Source organism: Actinophytocola oryzae (genome assembly GCF_004364325.1).
GTDB classification, from domain to species: Bacteria; Actinomycetota; Actinomycetes; order Mycobacteriales; family Pseudonocardiaceae; genus Actinophytocola; species Actinophytocola oryzae.
On record NZ_SOCP01000009.1, the window covers coordinates 83,281 to 97,671 of the forward strand.

At 69.5% G+C, this 14,391-nt stretch carries 13 protein-coding genes; all 13 read right to left on the minus strand.

Annotated features, from left to right (window positions below):
• Window positions 1–960, minus strand: coding sequence for an oligopeptide/dipeptide ABC transporter ATP-binding protein (locus tag CLV71_RS24110; protein ID WP_133905130.1), 960 nt, complete (start codon window positions 958–960; stop codon window positions 1–3).
• Window positions 947–2,893, minus strand: coding sequence for a dipeptide/oligopeptide/nickel ABC transporter permease/ATP-binding protein (locus tag CLV71_RS24115; RefSeq protein WP_133905328.1), 1,947 nt, complete (start codon window positions 2,891–2,893; stop codon window positions 947–949). The genes CLV71_RS24110 and CLV71_RS24115 overlap by 14 nt, the downstream gene beginning before the upstream one ends.
• On the minus strand, window positions 2,893–3,849 hold the full coding sequence (locus CLV71_RS24120) for an ABC transporter permease (RefSeq protein WP_243866677.1): 957 nt from the start codon (window positions 3,847–3,849) through the stop codon (window positions 2,893–2,895). Before CLV71_RS24120 ends, CLV71_RS24115 begins: the two co-directional genes overlap by 1 nt.
• A 262-nt stretch (window positions 3,850–4,111) precedes the next feature.
• Window positions 4,112–5,683: an ABC transporter substrate-binding protein gene (locus CLV71_RS24125; protein ID WP_133905131.1), complete on the minus strand. Its 1,572-nt coding sequence runs from the start codon at window positions 5,681–5,683 to the stop codon at window positions 4,112–4,114.
• 156 nt (window positions 5,684–5,839) lie between these two features.
• Window positions 5,840–6,796, minus strand: a complete 957-nt coding sequence (locus CLV71_RS24130) for a DUF2332 domain-containing protein (RefSeq protein WP_133905132.1) — start codon at window positions 6,794–6,796, stop codon at window positions 5,840–5,842.
• On the minus strand, window positions 6,783–6,992 hold the full coding sequence (locus CLV71_RS24135) for a hypothetical protein (RefSeq protein ID WP_133905133.1): 210 nt from the start codon (window positions 6,990–6,992) through the stop codon (window positions 6,783–6,785). The genes CLV71_RS24130 and CLV71_RS24135 overlap by 14 nt, the downstream gene beginning before the upstream one ends.
• A 110-nt stretch (window positions 6,993–7,102) precedes the next feature.
• Entirely contained in the window at window positions 7,103–8,062 is a 960-nt protein-coding gene (locus tag CLV71_RS24140; protein WP_133905134.1) for a hypothetical protein, read from the minus strand.
• Window positions 8,049–8,366: a hypothetical protein gene (locus tag CLV71_RS24145; protein WP_133905135.1), complete on the minus strand. Its 318-nt coding sequence runs from the start codon at window positions 8,364–8,366 to the stop codon at window positions 8,049–8,051. Before CLV71_RS24145 ends, CLV71_RS24140 begins: the two co-directional genes overlap by 14 nt.
• A gap of 10 nt (window positions 8,367–8,376) precedes the next feature.
• Window positions 8,377–8,835 carry a YbaB/EbfC family nucleoid-associated protein gene (locus CLV71_RS24150; RefSeq protein WP_133905136.1) on the minus strand — a complete coding sequence of 153 codons (459 nt, stop codon included), beginning with the start codon at window positions 8,833–8,835 and terminating at the stop codon, window positions 8,377–8,379.
• Window positions 8,835–10,031 carry a hypothetical protein gene (locus CLV71_RS24155; protein WP_133905137.1) on the minus strand — a complete coding sequence of 399 codons (1,197 nt, stop codon included), beginning with the start codon at window positions 10,029–10,031 and terminating at the stop codon, window positions 8,835–8,837. Before CLV71_RS24155 ends, CLV71_RS24150 begins: the two co-directional genes overlap by 1 nt.
• Complete coding sequence (locus CLV71_RS24160) at window positions 10,028–10,645, minus strand: DUF3558 domain-containing protein (protein WP_166664235.1); 618 nt, start codon at window positions 10,643–10,645, stop codon at window positions 10,028–10,030. Before CLV71_RS24160 ends, CLV71_RS24155 begins: the two co-directional genes overlap by 4 nt.
• A 27-nt stretch (window positions 10,646–10,672) precedes the next feature.
• A complete protein-coding gene (locus CLV71_RS24165; protein WP_133905139.1) occupies window positions 10,673–11,083 on the minus strand; it encodes a hypothetical protein in 411 nt (136 codons plus the stop codon).
• 114 nt (window positions 11,084–11,197) lie between these two features.
• Window positions 11,198–14,269 carry an amidohydrolase family protein gene (locus tag CLV71_RS24170; RefSeq protein WP_133905140.1) on the minus strand — a complete coding sequence of 1,024 codons (3,072 nt, stop codon included), beginning with the start codon at window positions 14,267–14,269 and terminating at the stop codon, window positions 11,198–11,200.
• Window positions 14,270–14,391: the final 122 nt, after the last annotated feature.

Below are 14,391 nucleotides of genomic sequence, written 5' to 3' on the forward strand. Positions count from 1 at the left end.
CTACGACTCGGGGTGAATGCAGCGATAGGTGTGGCCCGCGCCTGCCGTGGTGAGCGGCGGCAGCTCTGCCGCACACTCCTCGGTCGCCTTCCAGCACCTGGTACGGAAGTTGCAGCCACTCGGCGGGTTCGTCGCCGACGGCACCGGTCCGGACAGGACGATCGGCGCCACGGCGTGCCGGAGGCTCGGGGTGGCTGAGAACAACGCACGCATGTAGGGGTGGTGCGTGCTCGCCGGCACAGCCGATGCCGGCGCCGCCTCGACGATCCTGCCGAGGTACATCGTGATGATCCGGTCGCTCATCCTGCGGACGGTCTGGATGTCGTGCGACACGAACACCATCGCGAGACCGAGCCGCTCCCGCAGGTCGATGAGCAGGTTGAGGATCTGGGCACGCACCGAGACGTCCAGTGCGGAGGTCGGCTCGTCGGCGACGAGGAGCTTCGGGCGCAACGCCAGCGCGCGGGCGATCGCGACGCGTTGCCGCTGGCCGCCCGAAAGCTGGCCGGGCACCGCGTCGGCGACGCTGTCCGGCAGGCCCACCAACGACATCAGCTCACGGACCCGCTCGTCACGCTCGTCGGACGTGCCCACCCGGTGCACGTCGAGTGGATCGCGGATGATCTTCGCGATCGAGAGGCGCCGGTTCAGCGCGGTCGTCGGGTCCTGGAAGATCATGCCGACGTCACGGCCGAACCGCTCGGCCCGCTGCGTCGTGCTCATGCCCCACAACGACTCGCCGCCGTACCGCACGGTGCCCTGCGTGGGTTGCTGCAAGCCGACGATCACCCTGGCCAAAGTGGACTTTCCGCACCCGGACTCGCCGACAACGCCGACAGTCTCACCCGGGTCCAGCCTCAGGTGCGCGTCGGTGAGCGCGTACACGTCGTCATGCCCGAAGATCCGACGCGCCCTCACCTGGTGCACGACATGCACACCGTCCAGCTCAAGCAGACTCATGACTCACCACCGGCTGTTCCGCGGGAAAGTGGCAGGCGAAGGCATGGTCGGGATCGCCGGTGTGTGCGGGCGCCTTCTCGTGGCAGATCGCCTGAGCGGCCGGGCAGCGGTCGGAGAACCGGCAGCCGGGCGAGAAATCGGCGGGGGAAGGCACGACACCCTTGATCTGGGTGAGCCGCGCCTGGTTCTCCTCCAACGACAACACGGCCGACAGCAGCCCACGCGTGTAGTGGTGGCGTGGCTCGCCGACCACCCGGGCGATCGCACCCGTCTCCGCGACCTGCCCGCCATACATGACCACGACACGATCGGCCACTTCGGACACGAGCGCGAGGTCGTGCGACACCAGGACCAACGCGAACCCCAGCTCCTCCTGCAGGCGCAGCAGCAACGTCATGATCTGCGCCTGCACCGTCACGTCGAGCGCGGTGGTCGGCTCGTCGGCGACGATCAGCCTGGGGCTGCGGGACAACGCCATCGCGATCAGCACCCGCTGCCGCTGCCCGCCGGACAGCTCGTGCGGGTAGGACCGCAGCGTCCGCTGCGGGTCGAGGTTCACCAGTTCGAGCAGCTCGGCCGGGGTGCGGGTGCCGCCGCGCCTCGTGAACTGCCTGAGCTGCGCGCGGATCGTCATCGCCGGGTTGAGCGAGCTGAGCGCGTCCTGGTAGACCATCGCCAGGTCGTTGCCCAGGTAGCGTCGCCGCTCGCGGGTCCTCAGGGCGAGCAGATCCCGTTGCGCGAAGCGGATCTGACCCGAGACCCGGGCCGTCTCCGGCAGCAGACCCATGATCGACAGCGCGGTGATCGTCTTGCCGCAGCCGGACTCGCCGATCAGACCGAGCACCTCGCCAGCCCGCACCGAGAACGACACGTCGTCGACCACCCGGACACCGTTGTGCCGGTCCCTGAAGGAGATCGCCAGGTGCTCGACGTCCAGCACACTCGGCCTGTCGTCGAGATCGCGTGCGTTGGCCGCGAGCCGCTCACCCGTCTCACGCAGGCCCGCGATCGGCAGCACCGGCTCGGCCGGCTTCTCGGCGGGTGCCGCGGCGGCCTTCCTCGCCTCCCTGCCCGCCTTCGCGCGGCGTGCCGACGGTGTGGCCCACGCGTCGGAGATGCCCTCGGACAGGATGTTCAGTGCCAGCACCGTGATCAGGATCAACAGGCCGGGGAACAGCGTCGCCCACCAGCCGCCGGTGAGCACCAGGTCCTTGCCGTCGGACAACACCGCGCCCCAGGACGGGTCGGGTGGCTGGATACCGGCGCCCACGAACGACAGCGACGCCTCGAACACGATCGCGTCCGCCACCATCACCGTGCAGAACACCAGGATCGGCGCGGCGCAGTTGACCGCGACGTGCCTGGTCAGGATGTAACGCCGCTTGGCGCCGATGATCCGCTCGGCGTCGACGTAGTCCTCGCCGTACTGGGCAAGGACGTTGGCGCGCACGACACGAGCGATCGGTGGTGTGTAGAGGAAGCCGATCGCGAGGATCAGCACCGGGAGACCCCGCCCGAACACCGCGACCAGCACGGCCGCGAGCGCGATGCCGGGGAACGCCATGACGACGTCGAGGACCCGCATGATCGCCTCGCCGACCCGGCGGTTCGAGGTGGCCGCGACGGCGCCGACCACCGCACCCGCCACCAGGGCGATCGCGACCGCGCCGAGGCCGACGGCGAGCGACCAGCGGGCGCCGTAGATCAGGCGGGTGTAGATGTCGCGGCCGGAGGAGTCGGTGCCGAACCAGAAGCTCCCGCCCGGCCCCGCGACGCTGTCGCCGGTGAGGTACGGGTCGTGGTTGGTGACCAGCGGCGCGAGTGCGGCAGCGAGGACCAGCAGCACGAGCACGCCAAGCGCCACCCAGGACGGCAGGCGCAGCCTCTGGAACCGGGCGCCCCTGCTCAGCCGCCCGGTCAGTCCGGGGCGCATCACGAGCGGCTCCTCAGCCGTGGGTTCGCGATCACGTAGAGGATGTCGACAACTAGGTTGACCAGCACGAAGATCGCGGCGATCGTGATCACGAAGCCCTGCACCTTCGCCGTGTCACCGTCCTTGACGGCCTGGATCATGTTCTGCCCCATGCCGGGCAGGGCGAACATCGTCTCGATGACCACCGCGCCGCCGAGGAGGAAGCCGACCCGCAGGCCGAGCACGGTGAGCGGGTTGACCAGGGCGTTCCGCAGCACGTTGCGGCCGACCACCACGACGGGCGGCAGGCCGCCGCCCCTCGCCGTGCGCACGTAGTCCTTGTCCAGCTCCTCCACCATGGACGTGCGGATGATCCGGGTCAGCTGCGCGGCGACCGGTGCCGCGAGCGCGATCGCAGGCAGTGTCATCGAGTTCAGCCAGCCGCCGAACGAGTCCTGCGGGCTGATATAGCCGCTGGTGGGGAAGAGCCCCTGCCCGACGGCCAGCCACTGCACGAGCAGCAGCGCGATCCAGAACGCCGGAGCCGCCACCCCCGCGAGCGACACGATCCGGATCACCTGGTCGGGCCACCGGTCCCGGAAGATCGCCGACACGACGCCGAACAGCAGCCCGAACACGACCGCGATGACGAGGCCCATCAGCGTGAGCTGGATGGTCAGCGGCAGTGCCGTCGAGATGGTGGCGCCCACCGACTGCTTGGTGATGACGCTGGTCCCGAAGTCACCGTGCAGCAGCTGCCACACGAATCGTCCGTACTGGACCGGCCACGGGTCGAGCAGCCCGTTCTCGCTGCGGAACTGGTCGAGCTGTGCCTCCGTGGGGTTGCTGTCCCCGAGTGCGGCGATCGCCGGGTCCACCGGCGAGAACCGCATCACGACGAACACGAACAGCGTCACGCCGAGCAGCAGCGGCACCAGCGAGAGCACACGCCCGAGCAGCATCCGCAGGATGATCACGAGGCCCCCTCGCCCGCCCTGCCCGACGCTATCAACATGGCAACGAGCGGAGCGTCCGTTCTGCTCCCCGGACCCTTACGAGAGTCCCACTCGTGGCCGCATGAACCGGTGTGAGAGTCCCACTCGTGCATCGAGCCGCAGGTGGCGCGCCATCCCGGGTGTCTCTGGTTCGCTCCGCGAGCTTCGCTCACACCGGCGGGCACCGTCCCCTCACCCGCTCGGTGACGGTGCTCGCCGGCGTGCTGCCCGCGGTGCGCTCCGATCACGCCCCGCTCCCCGGCTTCGCCTGGTTGACGTTGAGACCCGGGTAGCCCTGCGCCCGGACCCCGCCGATGGTCTTCGGGTCCCAGGCCGTGCCCAGCTGCGTGAACACCAGCGGGTACACGACGGCCTGGTCGGCGAGCAGGTCGAGCACCTTCTTGGTGGTCTTGTCCCGCTTGCCTGCGTCGGTCTCCGAGGCAGCCTCGTCCAGCAGTGACGTCAGCTTCTGCTGGTCGGGGCCGGACCACCTGGCGTACTTGGTGGCCACGCCGGCACCCGTGTAGTAGTAACGCACCTGCAGGTCGGGGTCGTTGCCGAACTGCTGCGCGTTCTGCGTCGTGGCGACGGCCTGGAAGTCGAAACCGCTGTCGAGCTTGGAGAACAACGCCTTGGTGTCCTGGCTGTCCAGAGTGGTCGTGACGCCGATCGCGTCCCAACCCTCCTTGATGACGTTCACGCAGTCGGCCACCAGCGTGGTGTTCGTCGTGGACAGCGTCACCGAGAGGTTCGTGACACCGGCCTGCGCCAGCAGGTCCTTCGCCTTGTCGGGGTCGTAGGCCAGGGCGTTGGCCGCCGGCTGGGACTCCGGCAGCTTCGGGTTGATGAACGACGTGCCGACCGAGCCCTTGCCCTTCAGGCCCACCTTGAGCATCTTCTCGCGGTCGACCGCGAGGTGGAGTGCCTGGCGCACCAGCTTGTTGTCGAACGGCGCGTGCGTGGTGTTGAACATCAGCCACAGGTTGTTGCCGCCGTCCGCGAACTGGACCGTGCGACCGTCCTTCTGCAGCTGCTCCGCGTTGGCAGGCGGGATGTTCTCGGCGATCTGCGCGGCAGGCCTGGCACCGGAGATCTTCGCGACGCGCGGCGCGGCCTCGACGATCGAGTTCCACAGCATCTTCTTGTACACGGCGGGACGCGGGCCGTTGTAGTCGTCGAACTTCTCGAAGCGGGTGAACGACAACGGCGCCTGCTCGACCACCTTGTACGGGCCGGAGCCGACGGCCTTGCCCGCGATCGCGTCGGCCCACCTGCCGTCGAAGACGTGCCTGGGGCAGATCTTGACGGTCTGGAGCCGTTCCAGGACATACGGGAACGGCTTGCTGAGCACGAACTCGACCTTCGCGTCGTCGACCTTCCTGACCTCCGTCAGCCACGGCACCAGGAAGGTACGGACCAGGACGTTCTCCTTGGGGTCGAGCGCGCGGGTGAACGTGAACACGACGTCGTCCGCGGTGACGGGCTCTCCGTCGTGCCACGTGGCGCCGGCACGCAGCTCGATCTCGAAGGACGTGCCGGTCACGTCCTTCGGCAGCTCCTTGGCGAGGCCCGCGTAGGACTCGCGGGTGATGGCGTCACCCTCCACAAGGGACTCGTAGCTGTGCAGGATCGCGGCCATCGAGAAGGCCGACGCGGTCTGCAGCGGGTCCCAGGTCTGGTTGTTGCCGTACCCGATCACCGCGGTGATCGAGTCGACCGTGCTGCCTGTGGCGTTTGTGGACGCCGGACCGCCACAAGCGGCGAGACTGGACGAGAAGGCGGCCGCGACCCCGGCGAAACCGGTGAAGCGCAACATGTCCCGACGGCTGAAGGACGGACCGGACCCGGGCGGAGTTTTCGACACCCGCACCTCCTGAACACGCGTACGTCATCGGACGACATAGGACATGGGATGTCCTATGAATGGCAGAACCATAGGGCGGTGGTCCCGCGTGGTCAAGTAGGTGAGGGTCTAGCGCGCCAGCCAGTGCAGGGACTGACCGTGACCGGCCGCGTACGCGACGGGCTCGCCGTTGTGCGTGACCAGGAACAGCGCCTTGTCCGGTTCCGGCGACGGCGGCGCGTCGGCGAGGACCACGCCCATGCCCTCGTTGGCGATCCAGTGCGCGTCGAGGCCCTTGACGGTGGCGATGAACCTCTCGCGCTCGTCGGCGCTGAGGTAGGGGAGGACCGCGCTGTGGAAGACGACCAGCGTCGCGTCCTCGGGCGCGGTGGCGGCGACGGCCGTGAGCTGCTCGTTGAGGTCACCGGCGACGATGAGCGGCGGGTGCTCCCTGACGATCCCGATGGCGGCGGCGAGACGCGTGCGGCGGTAGTCGTGCTCTGGCCAGATCAGCGTCTCGAGCCAACGGACGGTGTCGGGGTCGCCGACGTCGAGCGGGTTGAGGTCGATGCCGGCACGCCAGGCGATCTCGGGGACCTTCGTCGGGAACGGCACCGGGCCGGTGGTCTCGCATTCGAGGACCGCCGGGCTGGGGCCGTCGGCGGGGTCGAGCTGGTCGCGGCCGGGGTAGCGGTAGCTGTAGCGGTCCGGGAACAGGCACAGGCCCGCGGAGGCGCCGACCTCGAGGAGTGCCAGCGGCTGGGGGAGCGCGGCGAGCAGGGGGAGCAGGACCGCGCACCGGCCGGGCTCGTTGGTCTGCGTCCGCTTGGCGAGCATGACGGCCGCGACCTCGGGCCACCGTTCGAGGACCGCCCGCCGGAAGCCTGCGAAGGGGCCGGCCGGGACACCGAGGTAGCGGGCGGCGGCGAACAGGAGGTTGGGCTGGCGTTTGGGCTCGGGCAGCTCGTCGAGCAGGGCGATCAGCTCGACGTCGTCCGCGACGCCCAGCGACCACTCCTCGTAGCACGGTGAGGTGGCGCGGGTCTCGAGCACACCGAAGCGCCGGTACTCCTCAGCGGTCGACACGCTTGGCCTTGTCCCGCATTTCGATCATCTCGTCGAACGTCAGTTGCTTCATCCGCCGCAGGGGTTTGCTGAGCTCTCCGGGCCGCTCGCCTGCGATGTTCGCGGCCGCTTCCTCGCACAGACGATCCATCTGCTCGTCGATGGCCGCGAATTCCTCGGGGCTCGCCGCCCGCCGAGTGGTGATGAGATCTTGCATGCGCGTCAACCAGCCCAACAGAAGTTCAGAGACACCCTCCAGAGTGCCACCGACGAGCACGGGAGGTCTCGGTCTCGGCTTCGGTCGTGGGAATCCCCACACAGCGCCCCCTACAGTTTGTCCTGGTCGACCGGTTCGGGCGGTCCTGGTGGGGTGGCGGCACCCGCCGCGGCCTTGCCGCTCTCGAGGCCGACGGTCTGTCCCAGTTCTCCCGGTATCTCCTTCACGGCCTGTTTCAGCGCGCCCTTGGCGAGGATCCCGATCTCTTCGCCGAGGGCGGTCAACATCCCGGTGCTGAACGCCCGGTCTCCATAGGTGCCGGCCATCCCCACCGTGGTCTTCACCGCGCGGAAGATGCCCACGCTCCGCCGCAGCAGTCGCTGGGCGTTCTCGAAGGCGGCCTTCAGTTTGCGCAGCCACTGGACGATCTTGTTGCCGGTCGCGGTGATCGTCTGCGTGATCTCCGGCACGGCGGCGGGCGTCACGGGTGGCGGGTTGCGGCAGAGGATGCTGACGGCCTTGCCGACGGCGTCGGTGATCAGCCCGCGGACGATCTCGCGCACCATGGTCAGCAGGAGACCGGACATCCGGGCGTTGACGGACACGGACTGGGCCGCGGCGGCCCCTGCCCGGTACAGCTCGACCTGGTTGGCGCAGAACAGCCGGTACTGGGTCACCGCCGGCCCCGACCAGCTCGCGGAGTCCCTCGTGTAGTGGTCGTGCAGGTCGTCGGCGGACTTGGTCATCTCGGCGGCGACGCCGGACCAGGTCTCGACGACCAGGTTGAGCTGCTGCTGGTCGCCGGTCAGCTGGTCGAGCACCCAGCGCAGGGGCCCGAACAGCTCGATGACCCAGCCGAGCCCGAGGCTGACGAGCTTCGCGAGCGGGTCGGCGAGGAGGTCCCTGACCTCGAAGGCGAGGGAACCGGCCGAGACGAGGCCCGCGGTCCAGTCGCCGCTGGAGACCTTCGCGCACAGGTCGTAGGCGTCCTTGGCCAGGCCGAACCCCTCGAGCGACGAGCGTTCGGCGCGTGCCGCGGCGGCGTCGGCGACCGGGTTACCGTCCGGCATCGCGCAGCTCCGGCGAGGTGGAGAACATGTCGGTGATGTCGCTTTCGTTGGCGTCCACGTCGCCGGCCCACACGCCGACCCTGACGCGGTGGTCGTCGGCGGCCTCGTGGGCGGCGCCGAGCATGTCGAGCCCTTCGGCGGCCGCGTCGGCGCACTCGATGGCGAGGAAGTAACCGAAGATGCCGAAGGCGTCCCGGCCGACGGGCGCGCCGGCCGCCCGGTGTGCGGCGTCGATCCGGTCGGCGACGTCGGCGACGCGGCCCTGGTGCGCCCGCAGCTCGCGGACGTCGATCTCCACGGTCATGGGTGCCTCCTCAGCGCAGCAGGGTGCGGTCGCCGAACTCGGTGTCGTCGTCGGGGCGCGGGGGCCGGGTTCGTTTCGGTGCCTGCCGTTCCTCCTGGGCGCCGAGCCGCATCGATCGCCGCAGGTGCTGCTGGACCGGGGGCGGTGCCGGGTAGGCGGCGCGGTACTGGGCGTCGAGCTCGGCCATGATGTCGCTACCGGCGAGCGCGGGCATCGTGGCACGGGCGGCGTCGGCCAGTTGGCTCTGCGCCTGCCGCACGGTGTTGACGATGAGCGCGGCCAGTTCGGGGTCGGGCAGCCGCAGGTCGACGAGGTTCCCACCCGAGTCGACGGTGACGGCGACCTTCCCGTCGGCCGAACGGGCGGTGGCCCTGAGCGCGGCGAGGCCGGTCCTGACCTGTTCGGCTGTGCGGGTGGTCTCGGCCAGGCGTTCCTCGAAACCGGCGATGACGTCGTCGGGGTGGGTCATCAGTCGTCCTCGTACTCGTCGTCACCGATCACCTGGGGTGCGGTGAGCACATCACTGCCGAACATTCCCTCGGAGTCCTCCTCGATGAGGACCTTCCGCTGGTGTTCTTCGTCCTTGTCGTCGCGGCCTCGGCCGCCTACGGGTGCGCCACCCATCATGCCGGGGCCGGTTCCTCGCGCCATGGCTGCCGCAGCGCCTCGCCTGAGGGCCGCTTCCTCGGCGGCCAGTGCGCCAGCGCCGGGCGCGAGGGGGTTGCGCCCGGCTGGTCCCGGTCCGGTATCGCGTCCACCGGGGCCTGGTCCACCTTCGCCGGGGCCGCGGTAGGCGCCACCGCGAGCCCCCGGATCAGGGGTGCTTCCCAGGGTGCCGAAACGTGCGACGGGTAGTTCGGGACCGCCTCCGCCGACCCTTGGGGCATCCGGCGCGGGTACCAACGGTCCCGGGGTCCTGCCCGAGGGGGAGAAGTCGTTTGGGCTGGTCAGGCCGGGTTGGTGCCATGGTGTCGGCTGTACGGGGGGTTCGTTCCCGAGGTCGGGGGTCCCGAACGGTCGGGGTTCGCCGCCGCCTCGGGGGCCGGGTCCGCCGCTTCGTGGGGGCGGGTCGTCGCCGTTGCGGGGCTGCCCATCCGGGACGTGGATGTAGTCGTCGGTGTCCTCGCCGGTCACGGCTACCGTGTCGCCGGAGTGGTTGACGGTCCTGTACTCGGCGGGCATCTCGGTCTCGTTGTACTGGCTGGCGTGGTCGTAGCCGCGGTAGACCTCGAGGTTGTGGTGGGCGTCGGCCTGGTAGGCGCTGACCTGCTCCTCGTAGTCGGCGAACGGCGCCATTCGGTCGAAGATGTCCATCTTGGGCGGTTCGGGTGGGACTGGGACCACGCTGTTGGCCGCTCGGTGGAATGACCCGCTCTGCCGGTCGAGCAGATCCTCGGCTCGGCTCAGCAGGTCGGCACCGTGGATCGCGGACTCGGCGAGTGGCTGCGCCGCGCCGAACGCGCTCTCGCTGGCCGCTCCCTGCCATCCATCTCGGATCAGCTCTCCCTGCTTGCGGATCATCGCCGCTCGATCTTTTTCCAGCTCCCACTCGGACCGGGTGGCGTACTGCGCGTCGTCGAGCATCCCGGTGCCGCGCCCGTTCGTCATGTACTCGTAGATCTCGTGAGGCGATATTCCGTGCTTGGTGAACTCGCCCACGGTCACGCCCCCTTCATCGTCTGCAACGCCATCCCCGCGATGTCGGAGGCGGTCTTGCATGGATCTTTCTGTCCGACATTCGCCGTCGACAGGGACAGCTCGGTCGCGAATGCCATGTCGTCGGCCACCCCTACGATAACGACGCAATTGCCCTTGGCCCGGTCGTCGATTCCGCGGACTATCGCCGGGTATCCCTCGATGTCAGGTAGCTCCTCGAAGAGTTCGTACTCACCTCGGTTGTTGGCGTCGTACTCCGGGCTCAGTCCTCGCGGATCGTCGACAATGAAGACGATTCTGACCTTGCCGCGAGTTTCCTCGTTGAGCCAGACGCAGCCAATGCTGAGAGGAATTTTGTCATCGATCGTTCCCACTCGGGGCAGGTTGAGCGACTCTGCCTGGTCGGCGGTCAGTGATCGGCAGGGGTCCCGCTCGTATCGGGAGGTGTCCAGCGGATTCTCAACCTTCGGTGCCCCGGCGAACGGGAGTTCCTCATCCCCGTTGTCAGACGAGGGGGGCGCCGAATCCGAAGCCGTTTTCTCGGTGGACGGGATCGGCAGGGGATCGCCCTTGCTCGTCGTCGTGCATCCGGCAACGACTGCGAGCGCGAGCAAGCTCGCCACGGCTACCAAAGGCCGGATTTGCATGGCTCAAACCCCGGGTTGTGGGCCCTGGGGGGCCGTGGCCTTGGTGATGTCAGTGACGTTGGTGTGCTCGACGCCCAGATAGTCGTCGAGCGCGTTCTGAAACAACTGCGCCTGCTGTCGGCAATAGTCACGATTGTGTTCCAGATATCGCCCGTACGACTCGCCTGACCGGTTGGCCGAGGAGGTGTGTGCACGGCTGGCGAAGTCCTCAGCCGGTGGCCGGATCCGTGACATGTAACCCGAGTTGTACAGCGAATCGTGATAGCTGTCCGCCAGCTCGAGCCAGTTCTTGATGATGGTGCGCAGGTCCGGCTCGAAGTAGGTGAAGCTGCCACCACCGGTTGACGTCGGCTCGGTGGTGTGGCCGGTGAACATGTCGCCCAGTCGGGCCTCGATGTCGTCGCGGTTGGTCATGTCGGCTCCCCCGGGGTTCCGAAGGGGTTCGGAACGCTCGGTAGCTGAGCATACGACAGGCGTGATTTCCCCGAGCGATGTTCCGGGGGAAAGGAGGCAGGTGACTACCTGTCGTCAGCAGCAGTAACGGTGTGCCCGCTCCGGTTCGTGCCACCAGTACTCGGGGTCGTGTTCGTGCGTCGCCGGGACTGATGTCGTCGCCAGTGCGGGCGTTGCCGCCGCCACCGGCGTTCTGAACGGGGTCAGCAGGTCGTCGACCGTGTGCAGTCTGCCCTTCACCATCACGCGGTCCACCGCCGCCGCCGCGTTGATGTCCGCCAGTGGGTTGCCGGTCACGAACGACAGATCGGCCTGCGCGCCCCGGCGCACCTCGCCCAGGTTGCCCGACTGGCCCAGCCACCGGGCCGGGTTCGTGGTCGCCGTCGTCAGGGCCTCGTACGGGGTGAAGCCGAAGTGGACCTTCGCGCGGAGGTTCGTGTGCAGGGACACCGCGGGGTTGTCCAGTGGGGCGTCCGTCCCGGAGATCACGTAGCCGCCCGCTCGGTGGATCCTCAGCACCATGTCCACGTTCGCCGCCAGCATGGCCAGCGCCGGCTCGTTCGCCGGGGTCTGGGCGGCGTCCGCCTTTGTCACCAGTGCCGCGTACTCCCACGCGGGATACAGGGTTCTCGTTCGCTCGTCCTCCACCAGCGCGCGGTCGAACGCGTACATCGCCGCCGAGTTGAACAGTGTCGGGGTCAGCGACATGCCCGACCTCACGAACAGCGTCACCGCGTCCTCGTACGCCCGGCCCAGCCTCGACACCGTGTGCGAGTAGCCCAGGCGGTTCGTCGCGCCCGTGTGCTCCATGCCGTCCATGCCGATGTGCTCTGCCGGGTACAGGTAGTGCGACGACAGCGGCATGCCCGCCCGGTGCGCCGCCGCCACCACTCGCCTCTGGTACGCCACCGGCAGGCGCACGTACGTCTTCACCATGTCGTAGCCCAGCGCCTTCGCCCGTGCCAGCTCCAACCCCAGCTGCGCCACCGACCTGGTCGGGCGCATGAAGTTGTAGTACACGCGCGAACCGTCGATCGCCTCGCCTGTGCCGAAGTACCGTGGGCCCACCCGCGCACCCGACTCCAGCGCCTCCCTCGTCTCCACGAACTGGTACGCCGGGTCACCGGGCGAACGGGTCGTCGTGATGCCGTACGTCAACCACAGCCTGCCCTGCCGGTCGCCCCACTGACGCCCCCTCAGGTGCCAGTGCACGTGGGCGTCGACCAGGCCCGGCATCACCGTCGACGTTCGGGCGTCCACCGTGTACCGCCTGCCGCCCGCCCTCAGCACGTCGACGATCTTTCCCTTGTCCACCACGATGTCCACCGACTCGCGTAGACGTTGGGCCCGGCCGTCCCACAGGGCGCCCGCCCGGATCACCTCGTGCTCGTGGACCTCTGTCGGGCGCCAGTGCAGCGTCAGCGGGATGTCCTTCGGCCTGCCTCCGTCGACGCTCACCGAGCGCAGGGTGCCGTTGTGCAGGTACAGCAACCGGTCCGCGCCCAGCCACGACAGCGAGTCCGTCACCTCGGTCGTCACCTGGCGGGCCGGGCCGGTGAACGCGCCCGTCGGGCTCACCGGGACCACCCACGCGCACGACTCCACCACGAACGCCAGGTACTTCCCGTCCGGGGACCACGCCGGGCCGTCGTCACCGCGGGTGGCCAGCGACGCGTGCGGCATCGGTTCGGTGTAGGTCAGGGCGCCGGACGCCAGGTCCACCGACAGGATCTGGCTCGTCCCCTCGCGGAAGCGCCTCGAGTACGGCTTCACCGCCGCCAGCGCCACCGTCCGGCCGTCCGGCGACCACGTCGGCCGCCCCGGCATGAACAGCGACGGCGTCACCTGCGTCGGCGTGCCGCTCGCCAGGTCCAGCACCCACGTCACGCCGTCCTGGTCGTTGTAGGCCACCCGGCCCCCGTCGGGGGACAGGCGTGGCGCCACCTGCGCGCCCGGCAGGCCGGACAGGCGCCGCTCGCGCCCCGACGCCAGATCGTGCTGCCACAGGTCCGCGTCGCCCGCGCGGTCGGACGCGTACACGATCGCGCGGCCGTCCGGGGTGAAGTCCGGGTCGGAGTTGAAGTAGCCGTCCGCCACCAGCCGCACGGGACGTGGGTCGCCGATCTTCAGCAGCCACAACGCGTTCAGTGCCCGGAACGCCACCTTCGTGCCGTCGCGGGACGCCACCGGGGACGCGATGCCCAGTGCCCGCTGCTCCTTCGTCGAGTCGAGGTCGCGGACCGAGTGCCGGTAGTGCTGCCGGGGCACCACCGGCACCTCGGCGGTGAACGCCACCGCCGTCGCCGCCCCGCCCAGGGTCCTGCGCTTCGGCACGCCGTCCGCCGTGTACACGAGCGTCGTGGGGGACGGCCACGACGCCGCGAAGCCGAACACGTCCTCGCCCCGGTCACTGACCACGCGGTCGCCCACCACCAGCTCCGCCGTCGCACCCGCGACACGCACGTACGCGAGCGTGCCGTCCGGCGCGAAGGACGGGCCGAACAGTGACGCACCCGCGGGGGCGGTCACCGCACGCGTGATCACGCCGGTGGACAGGTCCAGCACGTCCACCGCCGTGGCGTCGACCGTGTAGGCGAGGCGGCGGCCATCCGGTGACCACGCGGGCATCGCCTCGTCGGCCGCCGTGTCGACGCGCGTCGTGATCGCACCCGTCGCCGCGGACAGGGTGTGGACGCCGTAGCTGCCGCCTCGGTCCGACGCGAACGCGATCATCGTGCCGTCGGGCGAGAAGCGTGGCTCACGGTGGTCGTAGGGGCCGGTCGTCAGCTGTTCGAGCGATGAGCCGTCGGGGCGGATCGTGTACAGGTGGTAGTTGCCGTCCCGGTACGCCTGGAAGACGAGCCTGCGGCCGTCCGGCGACCACGAGGGCTGCGTCGCGTCGGTGTCGTCGCCGGTCAGCCTGCGTGCCCGGCCGCCGGTGACCGCCACCGTCCAGATCGCCGTGACCAGGTCGAACGCCACCGTCCGGCCGTCGGGGGAGAGGTGCGCGGCGATGTTGGTGCCCTGGCTGACCGCCACCCCGCCGTCGGCGGTGGCCTCGGCTGCCGCGGCCGTGCCGGTCAGGGCCGTGGCGCCGGCCAGCACACCGGCACTCCGCAGTACGTCCCGCCGAGTCAGCTCCACCATGGGACCTCCCCAGAACACGGGGCGCAGTCGCCCCGTCACTCCATGACAAGATCCACCCTGTCGAACACGGGCGCGGGTGTCTACCCTCCGCCGATACGTGTCGTCTCCACCACGGGGTGTAA

Bases quoted from the DNA above. Each gene is read 5' to 3' on its own strand.
- CLV71_RS24135 (WP_133905133.1), bottom strand. From the start codon at position 6,992: ATGCAAGATCTCATCACCACTCGGCGGGCGGCGAGCCCCGAGGAATTC.
- CLV71_RS24150 (WP_133905136.1), bottom strand. From the start codon at position 8,835: ATGACCCACCCCGACGACGTCATCGCCGGTTTCGAGGAACGCCTGGCC.
- CLV71_RS24170 (WP_133905140.1), bottom strand. From the start codon at position 14,269: ATGGTGGAGCTGACTCGGCGGGACGTACTGCGGAGTGCCGGTGTGCTG.
- CLV71_RS24165 (WP_133905139.1), bottom strand. From the start codon at position 11,083: ATGACCAACCGCGACGACATCGAGGCCCGACTGGGCGACATGTTCACC.
- CLV71_RS24115 (WP_133905328.1), bottom strand. From the start codon at position 2,893: ATGCGCCCCGGACTGACCGGGCGGCTGAGCAGGGGCGCCCGGTTCCAG.
- CLV71_RS24140 (WP_133905134.1), bottom strand. From the start codon at position 8,062: ATGCCGGACGGTAACCCGGTCGCCGACGCCGCCGCGGCACGCGCCGAA.
- CLV71_RS24125 (WP_133905131.1), bottom strand. From the start codon at position 5,683: ATGTTGCGCTTCACCGGTTTCGCCGGGGTCGCGGCCGCCTTCTCGTCC.
- CLV71_RS24110 (WP_133905130.1), bottom strand. From the start codon at position 960: ATGAGTCTGCTTGAGCTGGACGGTGTGCATGTCGTGCACCAGGTGAGG.
- CLV71_RS24145 (WP_133905135.1), bottom strand. From the start codon at position 8,366: ATGACCGTGGAGATCGACGTCCGCGAGCTGCGGGCGCACCAGGGCCGC.